Genomic DNA, 19855 nt, shown 5'->3' on the forward strand with positions numbered 1-19855 from the left:
TGCCCTGTTTGGCGGTTTAGCAACGCAGGGGGAAAATCGTTACCTTTTATCTGACATAACTGACATGGTTTTAGCATCTTTCGAGGTCTATTTAGAATATATTGAATTTATTTAACAATATAAGACAGTTATATTTTTGCCTTTTCCATTATGTAAAGAGTCTTCTTAATAAAAAAGGTGCAATGTCATGGCAGAGGATTCGCAACGGATAGCTCAATTGAATGTGGAACTGAAACAAAAACTGTTGCGGTATCTGGATTCCCCCTGCATCTATCCAACTGCCATCGAAGGTTTCAATCTGGTTCGCCGTGAGGATGTGGGGACGCCGGAGCAATGTTTTGAAAAGCCGCTAGTGGGGCTTGTGGTCCAGGGAACCAAACATTCCCTTATGGGCGGCCGGGAATTTGTCTATACGGAAAACCAGTGCATTGTGGCCGGGATAGATATGCCTATCTCTTCCTATGTTATCAACCCCACGCATGAGACACCCTTTCTCTTCCTCTATCTCTATTTAGACAGACATTTGCTTTCATCCTTGACATTGGAGATGAAACACAATTTTCCAGAAACTTCTGAAGATTGCACCAGTGTTTCCATTGCCGATGCCGGTTCAGATATTTTGGAAATGTTTCTCCGCCTTGTAGATCTTCTTGAAAAACCTGAACAAATATCGATTCGTGCCCCGATGATGCTGCGTGAACTCCATTATCTCCTGCTTATAAGCCCGCATGGCAACATCTTGCGGCAATTGAACACACCGGGCACGCAGAATAATCAGGTTGCTCAAGCCATAACCTGGATACGAGAAAATTATAAAATTCCGATGCGTGTGGAATCGCTGGCACGACAGGTCAGCATGTCAACGGCGAATCTGCACCGGCATTTCAAGCTGCTTACGGGACTCAGTCCCTTACAATATCAGAAACAACTGCGCTTGTATGAAGCTCAACGTCTCATGTTGGTGGAGAACGAACGCGCTTCCAGCGCGGCTTTCGCTGTAGGTTACGAAAGCATGACGCAATTCAACCGGGAATATAAAAGAGTTTTTGGTGAACCGCCGCTCAGGGATCTGAATCGTCGCCGCGTCGTTTCCACACTGTGAATAAGCGGAGGTGGTTCCCGCATCCGACGAAAGCGATTTCAAAACGCAACGCCGAGGGCCTCATGCGCAAGCGTAGCAGCGGCTTTTACAGCCTGATGACGGTCTTCAAAACGGATTCGGCCGGGGAAATCTGTTTCTCGAAAGCGTGCTGAAGCTGATCCAGCGGCAGAATGCCGGTCACATACTTTTCAGCGTCGATGATGCCTTTGGCGATGAGGTCAATGGTTTCCGTAAATTCCTTTCGGGTGCAGGAAACGCTCCCGGTCAGGCGGACTTCATGCAGCACGGCGCGGTTCAGTTCAAAAGGAACCGTAGGCGTCATCGAGTTGCCGATCATCACTATTTCGCCGCCGGGTTTCACGCCGTCCATGCAGGCGGCAAGGGATTCTCCCGCGCCGACAGCCTCGAAAACAACATCGAAGCCGCCTTCGGAAGCCTCCTGCATCTTTGCGGCACGATCGGGATCGTTCCCGTCAAAATAAGCGTCGAAATCGCCTATTTCCCGTGCCTTGCCCGTTTGCCTCTCATCAATCCTGGACATGGCCAGAGCGGAGGCTCCCGCCTTCTTGGCCAGTCCGCCGATAAGCTGCGCGATAATGCCGCTGCCGACCACCAGCACCTTGTCGTGCAGTTTCAGACTGGACTGCCTGACCGCATGATAAGCAACCATCAGAGGGTCAATCAGCCCGGCGGCGACGTCCGACACCGTATCCGGCAGCTTGTAGGCATTCCCGGCCTTGCCGACAAAGTATTCCGCATAGCCGCCGTTGCATACGAAACCGATGTAATTCGTGCCGTGCACATCCCGGCAAAGATGTTCCTTGCCCGCCCGGCACATATCGCATTTGCCACAGTACAGGTTGGCCCAGAACGTCACGCGGTCGCCGATTTGAAAACCGCTGTCGCCGGGATCGACCACCACGCCGCAAAATTCATGTCCCATATGGAAATTGTCGAGGGGTTCCGGGCTCCAGCCTTTTCCGGCCTTCCACATGTGGATGTCGCTGCCGCACACCCCGCAGGCGGAAATCCGTATCTTCAACATGCCCGGAGCCATTTCCGGAACGGGCACCCGCCTGATTTCAATCCGCTGCGGCCCGGTCAGCACTCCAGCTTTCATCATTTCCTGTTTCATGTCGATTATCCTTTTCCATGGCTCGGAATTCGCCCGGCGGACACACCCCTGCTCATTATTGTGTGTCCGCCGGAATCGGCGAACGTTACTAACTTTTTTGAACCTGTCTTTGCTGTTCCGCCGGGTAGCGGTCGCCCACGATCTCCACCCTGGAAAGCGCATCTTCAAGTTCCTTCCATTCTTCCGGGCTCACCGCCAGATTGGCCGCCCGGATATTTTCTTCCAGGTGGGACAGTTTGGTCGTGCCCGGAATGGGAACGATCCCGTCTCCCTTCTGCAACATCCAGCCTAAAGCGGCCTGCGCGCCGGTGATGCCTCTGGGACGGCCAAAGCGGTTGAGAACTTCCACAAACATCAGATTTTTTCCCAGAGCTTCAGGCGCGAACCGGGGCAAGGTGTTGCGATTGTCGTTGCCGGAATCGAATCGGGTGTATGCGGTCATGTCCCCGCCAAGGAAGCCCCGATTGAGCGGGCTGTAGGGCACAAAGCCGATGCCGAGTTCCTCAAGTACAGGGAAAATATCCTTTTCCGGTTCGCGCCACATCAGGTGGTATTCGCTCTGGACGGCGGTGACGGGTTGCTCGGCGTGAGCGCGGCGGATGGTTTCCGGCCCCACTTCGCACAGGCCGAAGCGTTTCACCTTGCCTTCACGAATGAGCTCCTTGACGGTTCCGGCCACATCTTCGATGGGCACTTCGGGGTCAAAACGATGCTGATAGAAAAGTTCGATGGCATCGACCTTCAGTCTCTTCAGCGATCCTTCCGCGACCCTGCGAATATTTTCCGGACGGCTGTTCAACTTGCCGGTCTGATAGACTCCATTGACGATGCTGTGACCGAACTTGGTCGTGACGGCGACCTTGTCCCTGTATGGGGCCAGGGCCTCTCCGGCGAGTTCCTCATTGGTCAGCGGCCCGTAGACCTGAGCGGTATCAAAAAGGGTGACGCCGTGCTCGGCGGCCTGGCGTATCACCTCAATCACCTTCTTTCTGTCGGGGGAAGTGCCGCGATTGTAGTTCGCGCCCATCACGCCGAACCCCAGAGCGGACACTTCCATGCTGAACTTCCCGTTCCCAAGAGTGCGCTTTTTCGTCAACAGCGGCAGATCAAGGGAACTTTTCCTTCCAGATGCGCGAGAAATCATGGAACTTCTTTCCGCAGCCATACCCACGCCCGAAAATCCTCCCATCAAAACAGGGGCGGCAACCAATACCGCGGCGGCCTGCAAGATTCCACGGCGGCTTATTTCCTGAACCGGCTTTTCCTTTGTATCGCTCATTATAATTCTCCTTTTACCTGCAAGTTTTCATCTTGCCGCTTATAATCCCAATAAGCATGGCCGGATTCGCGCGAATCATCATGCCAATATTCTTTTGAGACACGCCACCTCTGAGCAACGTCCTGATGCGCATCCGCATTTCTTGTGGTTCAAAATCTATGGCTGGACAATACGCGTGCCCATGCTCCTGAACCAGCTATGATACTCGCATCTTTTTGCCTATTTCTACAGGAAACGCCTTGGCCGTATCCTTCCTTGCATAAGCTGCTGGCCTGCACAGCCGGAACGTGGGCAAGGAGCTTTCCATAACATCCTCCCGGAAGCGGTCTGGGGCGGCAATCTGCCCCGGAACATCCCCGCGCTGCGGGGCCTTATGGCGACCCTGCGTAAAAAAACGGAAAGTACGGTATGATCCGCCTTTGGCCGTGCCCGCACCGGCGCGTCTCTCTTTCCCGCCGCTCCCACGAGCCGCCTGTTCTTCGCCGCCCCCGTTGACAGAGTGGTTTTTCCAGGCTAGAACCGCAAAGAGCGTGTTCTTTTTTGCACAAATCAACATCCGGTTCCGTCAAGGAGAGCAACGGTGAATATCCTGATTTTCGGACCCAACGGCAGCGGCAAGGGCACCCAGGGCAATCTGATCAAACAAAAGTACAATCTTGCCCACATCGAATCCGGCGCCATCTTCCGCGAACATATCGGCGGCGGCACGGAACTGGGCAAAAAAGCCAAGGCCTATATTGACCGCGGCGACCTGGTGCCCGACGACATCACCATTCCCATGGTGCTGGAAACCCTGAAGACCAAGGGCAAGGACGGCTGGCTGCTGGACGGCTTCCCCCGCAATATGGTCCAGGCCCAGAAGCTCTGGGAAGCCCTGCGGAAAGAAGGCCTCAAGCTCGACTACGTGGTGGAAATTCTGCTGCCGCGCGAAGTGGCGAAAAACCGGATCATGGGCCGCCGCCTCTGCAAGGAAAACAACAATCACCCCAACAATATCTTCATTGACGCCATCAAGCCCGACGGCGACAAATGCCGCGTCTGCGGGGCCGAACTTTCCGCGCGCAGCGACGACCAGGACGAGAACGCCATCAACAAGCGCCACGACATTTATTACAATACCACCGACGGCACCCTGGCCGCCGCCTACTTCTTCAAGAAGCTGGCCGACGAGGGCAAGACCAAATACATTGAACTCAACGGCGAAGGCAGCATCGACTCCATCAAGGAGACCCTGCTCTCCAAATTGAGCTGAATTCCGGCCGCGTTCTGACCGTATGTCGTAAGTGCCCCGCATGGGGCACTTTTTTTATATTTACCCCGGTTCCGGCAGCTTCCCTTTTGATAATAATGCGTCTATGCTTTCGGCCACAATCTCAGCCTGCCCGCAAAAATGCCCGTGCCGGAGCCCTCCTGTTGTAAGGGCGGGAATGCCGGCCGCGTCCGGGAAGACCGGCACGTCGTTTGCGGGTGCCGCACCGCAGCGGAAGATTACCGGATGGCAATGTCTGCAACGGATGATCACATGTCCAAATTGTCCACCGCCATAGTTTCCGCGCTCTTCCTCGCCGCGCTGCTCGGGGGCTTGCTTTATTCCATCCGGGACTACAACGCCAGCACCAAACAGGACATTACCTCCAATCTGACCCAGCGCCTGCAGGAATCCACACACTACGCGGCGGAGAACTTTCAGCGCCAGCTCAGGGAACGCTTCCGCGATCTGGAGGGAACGGCCCGTCTGCTTTCTTCCCGCGAAAATCCTGTCACCCAGGAAAATGCCAGGAATTTCGGCCTGATGCTGGAGCCGAGCATCCGTAATTTCGGCATTCTGTCGCCGGACGGCAGAGGATTTTCCGCCTTGGGCAAAGAGCTCGACCTCAGCGCGGACGCCTATTTCCAGCGTGCCCTGCGCGGCGAGGCGAGCATCTCCTCCGGCATTGTTTCCACTGACGACCACAGCCGGGTGCTTGCCCTGGCCGTGCCTGTAACGCGCGAGGACAAGGTCCTGGCCGTGCTGGTGGCGGGCATCAATATTGACGCCTTGCGGGCCAGCATAGAAACCAGGGCCTTTGACGGCCGGACCTCCAACCTGGTTTTCGACAGCCAGGATCGCGTGCTTTTCGGCGCGTTGCCGCAAGGGCGGGATCTGGACGTCCTGATCAGGCACTTCAAGCAGACGCAACCGCCGCATACGGCCTCCCAGGTGCGGGATTTTTTCAAGGGCATGCGTCAGAGCGGCGACAAGGTGCTGCACTTCAAAGGTGCCGGCTATTCCTTTTACATGAACCGCGTGCCTCTGACGCAAAACGACTGGCAACTGGTTTCCATTCTGCCGCAAAGCGTTCTGAATGAACGTATCGACCAGCAGAATGCCGTTACCCGCACGCTGATGCTGCGCGTGACGGTCATCACCGTTTTGCTGCTGCTCTATCTTTTGTACAGCCAGCGCCGCTCCCACCGCAAGATACGCAGCCAGCAGGAAGAATACAGCGCCATTATCGCCAATATCTCCGGCGGAATACAGAAGTTCAGCGGTGTGGACGGCAGCTTTCTGTTTCTCAGCCAGAATTATCTGGATCTGCTGGGGTACAGCCGGGAAGAGTTCGAGCGCATTTACGAAAACACTTTTGCCAACACCATTTACGAGGAAGACCGCGACGAGGTTCTGCTGACCATTTCCCGGCAACTGGAAAAGAGCAAAGCCATTGATGTGGAATACCGCACCCGGGCCAAAAACGGCAATCTGGTCTGGCTCTACAACAAGGGCACCCTGACCTACGACGAACGGCGGCAGCCCTATATCGCAAGCATTGTCTTCGACATCACACACAGCAAGGAAATGCAGCAGGCCCAGCGCATTTCCGATGAACGCTACCATTTCATTCTTGAGCAGCACGATATCATTATTTTTGAACAGGACCTGCTCAACGGCGATTTTTATTGCAGCACGCGTTGGATGCAGTTGTTCGGCTCGGCCTTCAATATTCTGGAACCGGACCCGGACGGCAGCCAGATTCCGGTGCATCCGGACGACCGGGACGCGCTGCGGGACTTTCAGGACGCCCTGCAGCAGACAAAGCGCGTGGCGGAAATGCGCCTGTGCGATGTGGACGGCCTGTACCGCTGGTACAGGATCGAAGCCTCCAACATCATGGACGACAGCGGCTGGCCCATCTATGTCATCGGAATCATCACGGACATCGACAACCAGAAGAACCTGGAGCTCACCCTGCGCAATCAGGCCGCGCGCGACAGCGCCACCGGCATGTACAACAAGCTGGCGACGGAACAGGCCATCGCCCGTTTCCTTGACCGGCACAACCTGGACGGGGCGGGCGGCTATGCGCTGTTCATGATCGATTTCGACAACTTTAAGAACATCAACGACCGTCTGGGCCACGCCGTGGGCGATCAGGCCATCTGCGCCATGGCCCGGATCATCCGCCAGAATTTCCGCTCCGCGGATATTGTGGGGCGCATCGGCGGCGACGAATTTCTGGTCTTCTGTACCGAGCGGCTGAGCATGCTCCGGATCCGTGAGCGGGCCGCCAAACTGGGCGGCGAGCTGCACACGGAATGGGGCGAGGGCGAAAGCCGTTGCGTGCTGACCGCCAGCATGGGCGTGGCCTGCGCCCCCTGCGACGGACGCAGCTTTGCGGAGCTCTACCAGCATGCCGACGAGGCCACCTACCAGGCCAAGCATATGGGCAAAAACGGCTGCGTCTTCTATGCGGAGATGCGCGAGGCGGGCGCGCTGCCGCCTCCGGCCGGAGCCAGCGTGGTCAATACGAATATCGACGCCGCGCCGGATGTTGAAAACGGCGGGGACGTCTCCGAAGCATAGGGCCGGACGGTGCTACAGGGGCGCGGATTCCGGTTGCCTGCCATCCCAAAAACACAGCGGATTTTTCATTGGCGTCATATCCGCCTGTCTTTGACGCGGCCTGTGGTCACGCCGATAGCGGCGTTTACACTGTGGGCCGCCCCCCTTGTTTCGACACGCCGTGTTCCATCTCACGCTCCGTCTTGCCAAAGACGACGTTACGGGCCAAAATTGCAGCGGGTCCCGCACGGCGCGGCGGACGCGCGCATGAGCGAGGGCCCGCAGCGGCCTTCAGCGGGATTTTTATGGGGTGGATTGTTTGACGACAGCGCGCGGCAACTGACGCGAGCCTGATAAAGAGGGAGAAGAAGCATGGCGATTCTGGTCTGCGGCGGAGCCGGGTACATCGGTTCGCATAATGTACGCGCCCTGCTGGCCCGCGGCGAGGAAGCCGTGGTCATCGACAATTTCCTGACCGGCCATCGCCGGGCCGTGCCTGCGGGCGTGCGCCTTCATGAAGGCGACATTCGCGATCCCGAGGCTCTGGACAGGGTCTTCAGCGAAAACCGCATCGACGCGGTGCTCCACTTCGCGGCCAGTTCTCTGGTGGGCGAGAGCATGGAAAAGCCGCTGGCCTATTTCAACAACAATGTCCACGGCATGCAGATGCTGCTGGAAGCCATGCGGCGGCATGGCGTGGACAAGATCGTCTTTTCCTCCACGGCGGCGGTCTACGGCGAGCCGCGGCGCGTGCCCATCGAGGAGAGCGACCCCACCCGGCCCGCCAACCCCTACGGCGAAAGCAAGCTGATGATGGAAAACATCATGCGCTGGGTGGGGTTGGCGCACGGCATGCGCTCCGTGATACTGCGCTATTTCAATGTGGCCGGGGCGCTGCCCGGCGGAGCCATCGGCGAGGACCACCGGCCGGAAAGCCATCTCATTCCCCTGATCCTCCAGGTGCCCCTGGGCCTGCGCGAACATATCACGGTGTTCGGCGAGGACTATCCCACGCCCGACGGCACCTGCATTCGGGACTACCTGGACGTCATGGACCTGGCCGACGCCCATATGCGCGCCCTGGATTACCTGCGGCGCGGCGGCGAGAGCGTCATCTGCAATCTGGGCAACGGCCGGGGCTTTTCCGTGCGGGAGATGATTGAGGCCGCGCGGCGGGTCACGGGCCACGCTGTTCCGGTGCGCGCGGGGGCGCGCCGGGCGGGCGATCCGGCCCGGCTGGTGGCCTCGGCGCAGCGCGCGCGGGAGATACTGGGCTGGGAGCCCAGGGTGGACATCGAGGGCATCATCGCCTCGGCCTGGGAATGGCATCGCGCGCATCCCCACGGCTTCGACGATTGAGTCAGGCTTGCGCGCGGGCCTTCCGGTAAGCGCGCAAGGCGTCCGGAAAGGGGGAAAGCACTCTGGCCAGCACGCCTTGCGCCAGGGAAATGGCCAGGCCGTAATTGGTCATGGGGCAGCCCGCCTCGGTCGCGGCGCGCAGCCGGGCCAGCATCTGCCCGCGCGTGATGACGCAGCCGCCGCAGTGCACGACGGCCGCGCAGTCTCCGGCGGAGTCCGGAAATTCCTTGCCCGCGGCCATCCTGAAATGCAGCTCGCCCCCGGCCAGCCCGCGCAACAGGCGCGGCAGCTTGACGCGACCTATATCGTCGTGCTGCGGATGGTGGGAGCAGGCCTCCTGAATCAGCACGCTGTCACCGGGGTGAAGCCGTCCGAGTGCGGCGGCCCCACGGGCCAGAGCGGGCAGATCCCCCTTGAAACGGGCCATGAGCACGGAAAAGGTGGTCATGGGGATGTCCGAAGGCGTCTCCCGGTCCACCGTATGGACCACCTGGGAATCGCAGACCACAAGATCCGGGGCTTCTTTAAGGCGCCGCAGCGCTGCGGGCAGGTCTTTGTCCGTCGTCGCCAGGCAGATCTTGCGTCCGTCCAGGCTGTCGCGAATGGCCTGCACCTGGGGCAGAATGAGCCGCCCCCGAGGCGCGCCCGTATCAAGCGGCACGACGAGCAGCAGAACGCCCTGTTCCGGCAGCAGATCGCTGAGCAGCGGGGGCTGGCGCAGGGCGCTTTCCGGCGCGATGCGTTCGATGGCCGCGCGTATCTCGCCCAGGCCGAGACCGCTGCGGGCCGAGGCGCGTATGACGGGCACGGCGGCGTCCAGGCCTTCCGGCCTGTCGGGGGCATCCGTTGTTTCCTTCGCGCCGGAATCGGCGTCCGCCTTGTTCCGCACCACCACAAAGGGAATCTCCAGGGAACGCAGCCGGGCGGCCGCAGCCGCCTCGGTTCGCCCCCAGATCCGCCCGTCCGTCACCAGCAGGGCCACGTCGGTCCGGCGCATGATCTCCAGGCTGCGCTCCGCGCGCAATCTGCCCAATTCGCCGTCGTCGTCCAGACCGGCGGTGTCCAGAAAGACCACCGGCCCCAGCGGGGCCATTTCCAGCGTTTTTTCAACAGGGTCTGTCGTTGTGCCGGGCGTATCCGAAACAATGGACACCGGCTGCCCGGACAGTGCGTTGAGCAATGAGGACTTGCCCGCATTGCGGCGTCCGAAAAGCGCGATGTGCAGGCGAAGGCCCTTGGGCGCTTCGGTCATGGGTGGACTCCTTGCGAAAAGGGGCCGGTTGCGCGGCGGCGCAGCGACCGGGAAAATCGGGACGGCCGGCGCGATTGGGCAAAACCGCGCCGGCCGGGGTCTGGGTGGGGCTGTGCGTATCAGCCCTTGGGCGGAAGAGCCCGGCGCTTATTCATACGGATAGGCGTTGCCCGCGAAATCCTTGTGGCGAGGATTGGGATACGCGCCTGAAGCCGTAAGCTTCTTGAGGCCTTCCGATTTGTCGAACCATTTGGTGTGAAGCAGTTCTTCCGATTTATGGCCCAGCGGCTTGCCGAGCCAGGAATCATAAAGGGCCTTGACCTGTGCGTTGTCCTGGGAGGCCCGCTTGGGAAAGGTCTTGTCGGCGCCGTACACGGCGTTGACGCGGTCGCGCATGTAGTCCTTGATTTCCCTGGCTCCCGCATAGGCCTTGTTGACCATGCGCACGCCCAGCAAGAGGCCGCCGGAGAGAATGCACGCGCCTTTTAAAAATCCCCGTCTTGTGCTCGTCAGTATGGACATATGGCCCCCTTAGGCGTTGGCGTTCATATCGGCAAGGCGTTTTTTGAGACTGCCGTACAGGCTGGAGGCCTTGCGCTCCGCGTATTCCAGCAGGGTCGGCATCAAGGGCTGGCCGCCGCCGCAGACGCAGCCGCCGGGACAGGCCATGAACTCGATGAAATGATACGGGGACTTCCCGGCGCGGACTTCCTCACAGACCGCGTCAAAGCGTTTGGCCCCATGCACAACGGCCAGACGCAGCTCAATGCCGTTGATGGTCACCGTGTATTCCTTCATCCCCTTGAGGCCGCGCACCTGTTTAAAATCCCAGGATTCCGGACGCTGGCCGGTCACCGCCTGGTAGGCGAAGCGCAAAGCCGCTTCCATGACGCCCCCGGACACCCCGAAAATAGTAGCGCCGCCGGAGGATTCTCCCATCAGGCTGTCGCGCTGCCCCTCAGGCAGCTTGCTGAAGTCTATGCCCGCCTGCCGGATCATGTAGGCCAGTTCGCGGGTGGTCAGCGTGGCGTCGATGTCGCGCAGGCCGTCGGCGGCCAGCTCGGGACGCAGGCCTTCATATTTTTTGGCAATGCAGGGCATGATGGACACGGTGTAGATCTGTTCGGGAGCATAGTTCAGCTTTTCCGCGCCGTAGGTTTTGGCCAGCCTGCCGTTCATGCCCACGGGCGATTTGCAGGAGGAAAAGTGCGGCAGCAGGTCGGGGTGAAAGGTTTCCGCATGCTTCTGCCAGCCCGGACAGCAGGAGGTGAATTGGGGCAGATGTTTTTTTTCGCCCAGGCGTTGTACAAATTCCGAGGCTTCTTCCCAGATGGTCACGTCGGCGGTGAATTCAGTGTCCCAGCAATGGGCGAATCCCAGGGCTTTGAGGGCCGAGAGCATCTTGCCGGTGGTCACGCTGCCGGGCGCGAGCCCGAAAGCCTCGCCCAAGGCGTAGCGCACCGACGGAGCGGGCATGGCAATGCACTTGACGCTCTTGTCCTGAAGCTTCTTTTGCAGTTCCGGCACCCAGGTCTGCACTTCATAAACGGCGAATTCCGGACAATGGGTCAGGCACTGCCCGCAGTTGATGCAGGCTTCGGGGTAGGCGACCTTGTGCGCCGCGCCGGTTTCCCCGTAGATCGCCCCTGAGGGGCAATATTCCTGACAGGTGTCGCAGCCGATGCATTTTTCCGCATCAATCTGCACAAAAAACATCTTGTCGCCGTCGGCCCCCTGTGGCGGCACATTGGGCTCATACTGGATATGCTCCATGACGATACGCGGCATTCCAACCTCCTGGCGGTAACAGGTGAATCAGACTCCATCCGTCAGTCGCGCCCGCACGGGCGGCGATGAACAGTTCATGCTTCTTCCGGCGGCCGCCGGGTGTTCCTCGCTTTCCGGCGGCGATGCGAGCGTATGCGTGCGCCCGGCGGCCTCGACGGCCATGCGTGCGGCTGCCGTATCCACGCGGTTTTTATTATCGTAAATGCGGTAGTGTTCACGGTATCCCGGCGGCGTGAAGCCGGGCATGAGCACATTGCCCCCGGCCAGCAGGCCTTCCTTCTGGCCCGCGACCGTATCCACCGTAGCCAGGGCCGTGGTGGCGGGAATGTTGGCCCAGGGCAGCGCGATGCGCAGCACGGCCATGACCCGCAGGGTCAGTGCCGCCGTGCCTCCGGGCCGGGTGCCCAAAGGCGTATCCGCCTGGGGGATGAACGGCCCGACCCCGCACATGGACACGCGCAACTTCCGCGCCAGCAGAATGTCGTCGGCCAGGGATTCGGGCTTTTGCCCCGGCAGGCCCACCATGAAACCCGAACCCGTTTCATAGCCCAGCTCCCGCAGCATACGCAGGCTTGCGAGGCGTTCCGCCAGCGTGTGGCCCGGATGCAGGCGCGCATACAGCCGTGGGTCGGCGGTCTCATGCTTGAGCAGAAAGCGCGCGGCACCGGCTTCCTTCCACAGGGCGCAGGCCGTCCGGGGCTGTTCCCCCACGCTGAGGGTCACCGGCACGCGCAGGTCGCGGCGTATGGCGTCCACCACCCCGGCCAGCCATTGCGGCGGCACCGCATATTCGCCCGCTTGCAGCACAATGGTGTCCGCGCCCGCGGTCACGGCTTCGGTTGCGGTCTCCATTATTTCGTCTTTGGAAAGCGTATAGCGCACGAGTTGCCTGTTGGCCGCCCGCAGGCCGCAGTAGCGGCAATTGCGACGGCAGACGTTGGAGAACTCCACAAGTCCGCGCACGAAAACATGCGAGCCTTTTTCCCGTGCCGTTATCCGCGCGGCGCGGCGCCGCAATTCGGCATAGGGCGTTGCAAACAGGAGCTTGAGAATGTCCTCGCGGCGCACAGACGCATCCTTGTCCATGCTCAGCAGTAGACGTCCCGCTGGCCGGAACGCACCTTGGAAAGCAGCTTTTCCGAGACGCGGCGGGTGCGCTCCTCCATGCCGTCGAGAGAGGCGGCAATGGCGCATTCACCGGCCAGGCGCTCTTCCTCCCCCGCGTAGTCCAGCAGATATTCCTCAAAGGTGGAGAGGGCGTTGGGCGCGCACTTGGCCTTGATGAGGCCGGGTTTGGCGAGATCCATGAAATCCTTGCCCGTGCGCCCCAGGCGGTAACAGCCCGTGCAGAAGGAGGGGATGAAACCGTGGTCCCCGAGATCCTTCACCACCTCGGCCAGGCTTCTGTGGTCGCCGAGCTGAAACTGGGCCGCCTCAAATTGACTGTCTTCCTTGTAGCCGCCGGGATTGGTGCGGCTGCCCGCCGAGATCTGCGAAACGCCGAGTTCCAAGGTGAGGCCGCGTATGGCGGCATTTTCGCGCGTGGACATGATCAGGCCCGTATAGGGAACCGCCAGGCGCAGAATCGCCACCAGCTTCAGGAAATCCTCATCGCTGACGGCATGCGGCGGCCGGGACGCAAGGTCGGAACCGACGGCGGGCTCGATGCGCGGCACGCTGATGGTATGGCAGCCCACACCGAAGCGCTCTTCCAGATGGGCGATGTGCATCATCAGAGCCAGGGTTTCGTAACGCCAGTCATAGAGACCGTAGAGCAGCCCCATGCCCACGTCGTCGATGCCCGCCAGCATGGCGCGGTCAAAGGAAGAGGCCCGCCAGTCCAGGTCGCGCTTGGGGCCCGCCAGGTGCACGCTTTCGTAGGTGGGCCGGTGATAGGTCTCCTGGAAAAGCTGGAAGGTTCCGATATGCCGTTCCTTGAGACGGCGGAAGTCCTCCACCGAAAGCGGGGCGAGATTGACATTGACCCGGCGGATATTGCCGCCGCCCTCGCGCGCCTCGTAAATGGCGTCAATGGCGTCCAGCACATAGTCGATGCCGCTGCCGGGATAGGCCTCGCCCGCCACCATCAGAACCCGCTTGTGCCCCTGGCGCAGGATGATCCTGGTTTCCTCAAGTATCTCGTCCCGGCTCAGGGCGCGGCGGATCACTTCGGTATTGGATTTCCGGAAGGCGCAGTACAGGCACTCGTTGGAGCAGAGATTGGAGATATACAGCGGAGCGAACAGCACGATGCGGTTGCCGTAAATTTCTTCCTTGACCGCCTTGGCGGTGTGGTACAGCTCCGCCGTCAATTCCGGAGAGGAAAGGCCCATCAGCACGGCCACGTCCGTAAGCGAGAGCCCCTTCAGTTCCCTGGCCTTGGCAAGGACCTCGCGCGCCCGCGCCGGGTCCTCGCGGCTACAGGAGGAGGCAAGCACGCGTTCTATTGTAGCGTCGTCCAACCATGTGGCCCTGGTATCCGCAATATTCCCCGTCATGGCATCCCCTTGCTGGCAGCGGTCGCTGAACCGCCGATTAGTGGGTTTCAGGACAAGCGGCCTGACGTTCAGGCTGTTTGTTTTTTTGTATTACATTTTTAAATTTCGTGTTACGATATGCGAGCAGCCGCCGTTACGCTCACGCCCCCCGCGAAAGCGACGTCTCGCAATACCCGGAAAGATGCTGTGCGGAACCTGCCGTCAAATACCGGACAGGCGACAGGGGCCCTTACACTATTGTGTTATCTTTTTTAAAAAAGTAACACCACCAGTTTAAAAAAATTCTCTGCGGGCAGGCCGCCTCCGGGCGGCGGGGCATGTATACGGTCGCTCCCTTGCGGATATGCCATCTCGTGTTACTTTTGTCAATTACGTGTTACAAATTTTATGCTTCCCACGTCCGATTACGATATGGGCCGGGGAAATTATGGGGAAGTATTGCCCGGAGCGGGCATGCGCAGGCTCATGCCTGCTCCGGGCCGGAGGGTGTCAGGGAACAGGGGGATGGCTACTGCTGTTGCATCCGGGCCACCAGAGCCCGCAAGCCCTCGGTCTGGGCCGCGAGCCCGGCCACGGCCCCGGCGGCTTCCGCCATGCTTTCGGCGGTCTGGCCGACCATGTTGTTGACCCGTTCGATATTGGCGTTGATCTCCTCCGAGGCGGCGGACTGCTGCTCGCTGGCCGCGGCAATGGCCTGAATCTGGTCGGCCGTGGCCTCTGCGGTGCTTACGATGTCGGTCAGGGCGTGGCCGGAGTCATTGGCAAAGCCCGTGGCCTTGTCAATCTGGAGCACGGCGTTTTCCACCGAGGCCATGCTTTTGTTGGTGCTTTCCTGAATGGCCTGGATGGCGCTGCTCACGTCGTGGGTGGAAGCCATGGTTTTTTCGGCCAGTTTGCGCACCTCGTCAGCCACCACGGCAAAGCCGCGCCCGGCGTCGCCCGCGCGGGCGGCCTCAATGGCCGCATTCAGGGCCAGCAGGTTGGTCTGGTCCGCAATGTCGGAAATCACGGTCATGATCCGGCTGATGGCCCCGGCATGCTCGTTGAGTCGTTCCATGTCCGTGCGCAATTCCAGCGAAACCGCATGCACCCGCTCAATGCTTTGCAGCGACTGATGCACGACCTGCGCGCCGCTTTCGGCCTTGGCCCTGGTCTCGCCGGAGAACCGGGACGTGGTGGAGACATTGCGGGCCACTTCCTGCACTGTGGCGTTCATCTCATTGATGGCCGTGGCGGCTTCGGTCAGGCTTCGGGCCGATTCGGAGGCGATCCGGTCGGATTGCTCGATCTGGACCGAAAGCGCGCCGGAAGCGTCGGAAATGACCCGGATGGCCTTATCCAGGCTTTCGGCCACGCCCAGCATGGCTGTGGTCTTGGCCTGGGCCGCCGCGCCCGCCTCTTCCGCCCGCAACATGGAGGCGCGGGCCTTTTCTTCCTCACGGTGGGCTTTTTGTTCGCTTTCCTGGGAACGGCGCAGAGTCTCGTTGATATGGGCGAGCATTTTCGCAAAACTTTCGTACAGACTCAGCAGTTCGCCGGAAAACAGCACCCTGTCGGGCAGCGCGGCCTGTATGTCGCCGTCGGCAATGGTTTCGGAAGTGCTGCTGAGCAGTCCCAGGGGGCGGTTGATGCTGCGCAGGATGAGCGCGCCCAGAATGAAGACCGCCACGGCCATGACCAGGGAGAAGATCACGCTGATCCGCAGCATGGCGTAGGTGCCTGCAAAAACCTCGTCCGCGTCGATGGCGTAGACGTATTTCCAGCCGCGCTGGTCGCTGAAGATGTTGACCAGTACGTCCCGGCCGTTGACCTTGGCCATGTGCACGCCGTTGGGCATGGCGTAGATCGTGTCGAGGCCGGGCATTTTTTTGTCCGCCACCTTGCTGAACAGAGCTTCGGCGTTGCGGGTCGCCACGATGATGCCGCTGGGATCAATAAGGGTCAGGCGGCCGGTGCGGCCGATCTCCATGGCGGAAATGCTTTTTGAAAGCGTGGCGAGGCTTACCTCGATGTAGGAGACGCCCGCCGTCCTGCCCCCGTCCTTGACCGTATGCACAAAGGAACACACGGGCGTGCCCGCCGCGTTCAGATAAACGGAATGGGCCGCGCCCGTGCCGCTGTCCTCGGCGGACTGGTACCAGGGACGTTTGCGCGGATCGAAACCGGCGGGATAGGCAATGGGAGGGTACTCCAGAAAACCCCCGTCCGTGGAGCCCAGGCCCACGGCCAGGTAGGAAGCGCTGGATTCGGCAAGCTGTTCCAGTATCTTGTCCAGCTCCAGGGCCTGAGGGCTCATTTCCCGGCGCGTGTGGGTCTTGGACGCGCCCAGTCCGACATGGGAGGGAAGGTACCCGGCCGCTTCGGCCGTCTGCGGCAGCCCGGCCAGAAAGGCGCTGTTGTCCTCGGCGGTGTTGAAGAAGAGCGAAACATAGTTTGTGACGCTCTGGACGGTCGTTTTTGAGCCGCTTACCGCGATCTGGTAACTGTCCTTATAGGCGTAGTAGGCCATGAAGGACACCACGAGCACGATGGCCGCGATGAAGGAAGCCATAAGGCTGATGAGTTTGGCGCGTATGGTCACTGTCTGCTCCTGTAAGGCGCTGTCGCCGGGGCGTCGTAATGACGTCGGCCCGGCGCGCGGGGGCTGGCACGGACTTGTTCCGGCTTCTGATGTCGGGATGAAAAAAATGCGGGAACCGGGCGCCTCCCGGCGGCTCAGGCGCGCCGCGCATTGCGCGGGCCCGTGCCGGGGGGGTGTCCCGCAGCATAGGTATATGTACATTATGTACGTTTATGAAACGTATAAGAAAATATGTGTTGTTGCAAGATGAATCTGAAAAATGTATCAATCGTTATCTGTAAATATATCAATCGCGCTGCATATGGTATACGTAATTTTCTATATCGCTGAAAGATAATCTTGAGTTCATTTTTCTGGCTTTCAATATATCGCACATTTTATGTGTAGTATTCTTTGTGCTGGTATCCTGACAATACTGCGCATATATGTATAGATTTATCTACGGAAATGCGCAGCCGCCGCCCTGATCCACGCCCCTGCGGGTGAAGCGGGCCGCGCGGAGGCGACCCGTCTCAGCGGCTTGCCAGGGAGAGCAGCAGATTCCAGTCGCTGATCTGGACTTTGCGGGCGGTAAAGGAGGAGATCACGCCGTGCTGTTTGAGGCGTTGCAGGGCGCGGGCCAGGGTGGCCCGGTGGATGCCCAGCAGATCGGCCACTTCCTGCTGGGTCATGTGGCAGGGAAAGGCGCTTTGGCTGTTGTTTTTGCGGGCCAGGCTGAGGATGAAGCGGCAGAGGTGGATTTCGTGGCGGCCGGTGCCCATGTCCGCCAGAAAGGTATAGTGGATGAGCATCTTGATGCCCATGGAGCGCAGCAGGTTGGCGATCTGGACCGGGTGCTCGCGGATAAAGGCGGCGTCCTCCAGCAGATTTTCCGGAAAGCGCCAGATTTCGGACTCCGAGGTGCAGACAAAGCGTCCCTCGGGATTGTATCCGGCCAGGGTGCGCGCTTCATTGAACAGGCAGCCCGGTTCGATGCACAGGGTGAGCCGTTCGCGGCCGCAGGAAGAGGTGTAGAAAATGCCCACCGAGCCACGGGACAGGTAGTACATGCCCCTGGTCTTCTGGTGTGGAATAACGGCGTCCTTGGGATAGACGGATCTGACGGCGTAGCGCAGCACGTCCTCCCAGGGCTTGTTGAGGTCGGCCACATGCCCGATGCGGGCCATTTCCCCATCGGTCGAGTCGACGGGCGGGGTCTGAGCGGGGATTGTCATAGACTGCTCCGGAACGGCGGGAGGGGAAAACCCCTCCCGCCGCGTATGGCGCGGCCTGAAGCGTTCGGGTTCTGGGAATGTCCCGTCGCTCCGCGCGGATTCCCCATCGAATCCGCGCCGTGAACCTGTCGCGGGGTGCATTGCCGTCAACTTCCGGTTGCCGGGAAGACCGGCGGCTGACGGCCGGCGGTGTGCCGCGCCGTCAGGCGACAGGTGTAAGCGCGATGCGCTGTTACGATGCCACGCAGGATCGTATTGATGTATTGGCGGCGGGCTTGGGCGCCTGCCCCTTGGGATGATGTGTGCGCACGGTGGTGACTTTGTTCTGGGTGAAGAAGTTCAGGCCGTCCTTGCCCTGAACCTTGTCCGTGCCCAGCAGCGAGCCCTTGATGCCGCCGAAGGGCACATAGGGATGCGGCGCGCAGATGCCCACGTTCACGCCCACCATGCCCACGTCGGCCAGACGGCTGAAGCGCTCGATGTAATAGGCGTTCTGGGTGAAGATGCACGCGCCGTTGCCGAATTCCGAAGCCCGGATCAGGTTGAGGGCGTCGTCCATGTCCGCCACCTTGATGGTGGCTACCAGCGGCCCGAAGACTTCGGTGGTGAACAGGGGGTTGCAGGGGGTCACGTCCCTGATGATGGTGGGCCCCACGAAGAAGCCGTTTTTGTTCTTTTCGGGCAGGACGGGATTGCGCCCATCAAGAATAAGTTCGCAATTGCCGTGGGCAAGGGCGATGTCCACGTACTTGGCGACATTGTCGGCGGCTGCGCGGGAGATCAGCGGTCCCATGTAGACGTCGGGATCAAAGGCGTCGCCCACCTTGACGGTTTTGGAGGCTTCCAGAATGCGCTCCATGACCGTGTCGTAGATTTCGGGCACGGCGGCCACGATGGACCCGGCCAGGCAGCGCTGCCCGGCCGAGCCGTAGCAGGAGTTGAGGAAGTTGTTCACAAAGATGTCCAGATTGGCGTCTTCCATGACCAGAAGCATGTTCTTGGCCCCGCCCAGGAGCATGGAACGCTTGGCCCCTCTGGCGCAGCCCTCGGCCATTTTTTTGGCCGTGGGCGTGGAACCCACTAGGCAGACTCCGGCCATGCGCGGGTCTTCATACCAGGTGCCGGGAATGGAGCGGTCGCCGTGGATCACGTTGACCACGCCCGCGGGCAGGCCGATTTCCTGGAAGAGCTCGCAGATGAGCTGCATAAAGTAGGGCGACTGGGTGGAAGGCTTGAAGATGAAGGTATTGCCCGCCGCGATGGCGTAGGGGATGAACCAGCCGAAGACCAGGGCCGGGAAGTTGAAGGGGGCCACGCCGCCGAACACGCCCAGGGACTGCCGCACGACCTTGACGGAAATGCTGCTTGAGATCTGGTCCAGAATGTCGCCCTGGATCAGGGAAGGCGTGCCGCAGGCGGATTCCAGAATCTCGATGACGCGCTGCACTTCGCCGCGCGCTTCGGAGATGTGCTTGGCCTGGTCCCAGGCAATGCCCTGGGCCAGTTTTTCGTGATTGCGGATCATGGCCTCGCGCAGCTTGAAGATATAGGCCACGCGCTTGGCCACCGGGACTTCGCGCCAGGTCTGGTAGGCCTCCCAGGCCGTGGCGATGGCCGCTTCGCAGGCATCCGCCCCGGACATGGGCACTTCGCCGATCTGTTCGCCGGTGGAGGGGTTGTACAAAGGCTTGACCGGCGTGCCTGCTTCTTCACGCCACTGGCCGTTGATGAAGTTTTTGATCTTGACGTAGGGAAAGTCGGACATGGTCTGCTCCTGTGCCCCTGAGGGCGGTTGCGTGTTGCGCGCGGAGAGGGTGTGCCGCGTCG

At 60.4% G+C, this 19855-nt stretch carries 14 protein-coding genes; 4 read left to right on the forward strand and 10 right to left on the reverse strand.

Annotation, left to right across the window (positions count from 1 at the left end):
- Positions 1-187: 187 nt before the first annotated feature.
- Positions 188-1102, forward strand: a complete 915-nt coding sequence (locus AXF13_RS01390) for an AraC family transcriptional regulator (protein WP_062251367.1) — start codon at positions 188-190, stop codon at positions 1100-1102.
- Between the two features lie 85 nt (positions 1103-1187).
- On the opposite strand, the gene AXF13_RS01395 is transcribed toward AXF13_RS01390, so the two are convergent.
- Together AXF13_RS01395 and AXF13_RS01400 are read right to left on the reverse strand one after the other, a co-directional pair.
- The gene (locus AXF13_RS01395) at positions 1188-2399 is read right to left on the reverse strand and encodes a zinc-dependent alcohol dehydrogenase (RefSeq protein WP_223300005.1); all 1212 of its coding nucleotides are present in this window, start codon (positions 2397-2399) and stop codon (positions 1188-1190) included.
- A complete protein-coding gene (locus AXF13_RS01400) occupies positions 2326-3516 on the reverse strand; it encodes an aldo/keto reductase (RefSeq protein ID WP_062251368.1) in 1191 nt (396 codons plus the stop codon). Before AXF13_RS01400 ends, AXF13_RS01395 begins: the two co-directional genes overlap by 74 nt.
- A 580-nt stretch (positions 3517-4096) precedes the next feature.
- Between AXF13_RS01400 and AXF13_RS01410 the strand changes: the two genes are divergently transcribed.
- From AXF13_RS01410 to galE, 3 genes are all read left to right on the forward strand, one after another.
- Positions 4097-4768 carry an adenylate kinase gene (locus AXF13_RS01410; RefSeq protein ID WP_008685253.1) on the forward strand — a complete coding sequence of 224 codons (672 nt, stop codon included), beginning with the start codon at positions 4097-4099 and terminating at the stop codon, positions 4766-4768.
- 270 nt (positions 4769-5038) lie between these two features.
- Positions 5039-7357: a sensor domain-containing diguanylate cyclase gene (locus tag AXF13_RS01415; protein WP_062251370.1), complete on the forward strand. Its 2319-nt coding sequence runs from the start codon at positions 5039-5041 to the stop codon at positions 7355-7357.
- Positions 7358-7708: 351 nt separating this feature from the next.
- On the forward strand, positions 7709-8695 hold the full coding sequence (gene galE, locus AXF13_RS01420) for a UDP-glucose 4-epimerase GalE (RefSeq protein ID WP_062251371.1): 987 nt from the start codon (positions 7709-7711) through the stop codon (positions 8693-8695).
- A 1-nt stretch (position 8696) separates the two neighbouring features.
- On the opposite strand, the gene hydF is transcribed toward galE, so the two are convergent.
- The 8 genes from hydF to AXF13_RS01460 form a co-directional block, all read right to left on the reverse strand.
- Positions 8697-9947 (reverse strand): [FeFe] hydrogenase H-cluster maturation GTPase HydF, encoded by a 1251-nt coding sequence (hydF, locus tag AXF13_RS01425; RefSeq protein ID WP_062251372.1) that lies wholly within the window; start codon positions 9945-9947, stop codon positions 8697-8699.
- A 147-nt stretch (positions 9948-10094) separates the two neighbouring features.
- On the reverse strand, positions 10095-10469 hold the full coding sequence (locus AXF13_RS01430; protein WP_008685257.1) for an iron hydrogenase small subunit: 375 nt from the start codon (positions 10467-10469) through the stop codon (positions 10095-10097).
- 9 nt (positions 10470-10478) lie between these two features.
- Complete coding sequence (locus tag AXF13_RS01435; protein ID WP_062251373.1) at positions 10479-11735, reverse strand: [FeFe] hydrogenase, group A; 1257 nt, start codon at positions 11733-11735, stop codon at positions 10479-10481.
- A gap of 27 nt (positions 11736-11762) precedes the next feature.
- Complete coding sequence (gene hydE / locus AXF13_RS01440; RefSeq protein ID WP_223299951.1) at positions 11763-12803, reverse strand: [FeFe] hydrogenase H-cluster radical SAM maturase HydE; 1041 nt, start codon at positions 12801-12803, stop codon at positions 11763-11765.
- Between the two features lie 20 nt (positions 12804-12823).
- Entirely contained in the window at positions 12824-14233 is a 1410-nt protein-coding gene (gene hydG, locus AXF13_RS01445; RefSeq protein ID WP_062251375.1) for a [FeFe] hydrogenase H-cluster radical SAM maturase HydG, read from the reverse strand.
- A 508-nt stretch (positions 14234-14741) separates the two neighbouring features.
- Entirely contained in the window at positions 14742-16814 is a 2073-nt protein-coding gene (locus AXF13_RS01450; protein ID WP_062251376.1) for a methyl-accepting chemotaxis protein, read from the reverse strand.
- Positions 16815-17326: 512 nt separating this feature from the next.
- Positions 17327-18028 carry a Crp/Fnr family transcriptional regulator gene (locus tag AXF13_RS01455; RefSeq protein ID WP_062251377.1) on the reverse strand — a complete coding sequence of 234 codons (702 nt, stop codon included), beginning with the start codon at positions 18026-18028 and terminating at the stop codon, positions 17327-17329.
- A 232-nt stretch (positions 18029-18260) separates the two neighbouring features.
- Positions 18261-19793, reverse strand: a complete 1533-nt coding sequence (locus AXF13_RS01460) for an aldehyde dehydrogenase family protein (RefSeq protein WP_062251378.1) — start codon at positions 19791-19793, stop codon at positions 18261-18263.
- Positions 19794-19855 lie beyond the last annotated feature (62 nt).

Origin of the sequence: Desulfovibrio fairfieldensis (assembly GCF_001553605.1) — a bacterium.
Lineage (GTDB): Bacteria > Desulfobacterota > Desulfovibrionia > Desulfovibrionales > Desulfovibrionaceae > Desulfovibrio > Desulfovibrio fairfieldensis.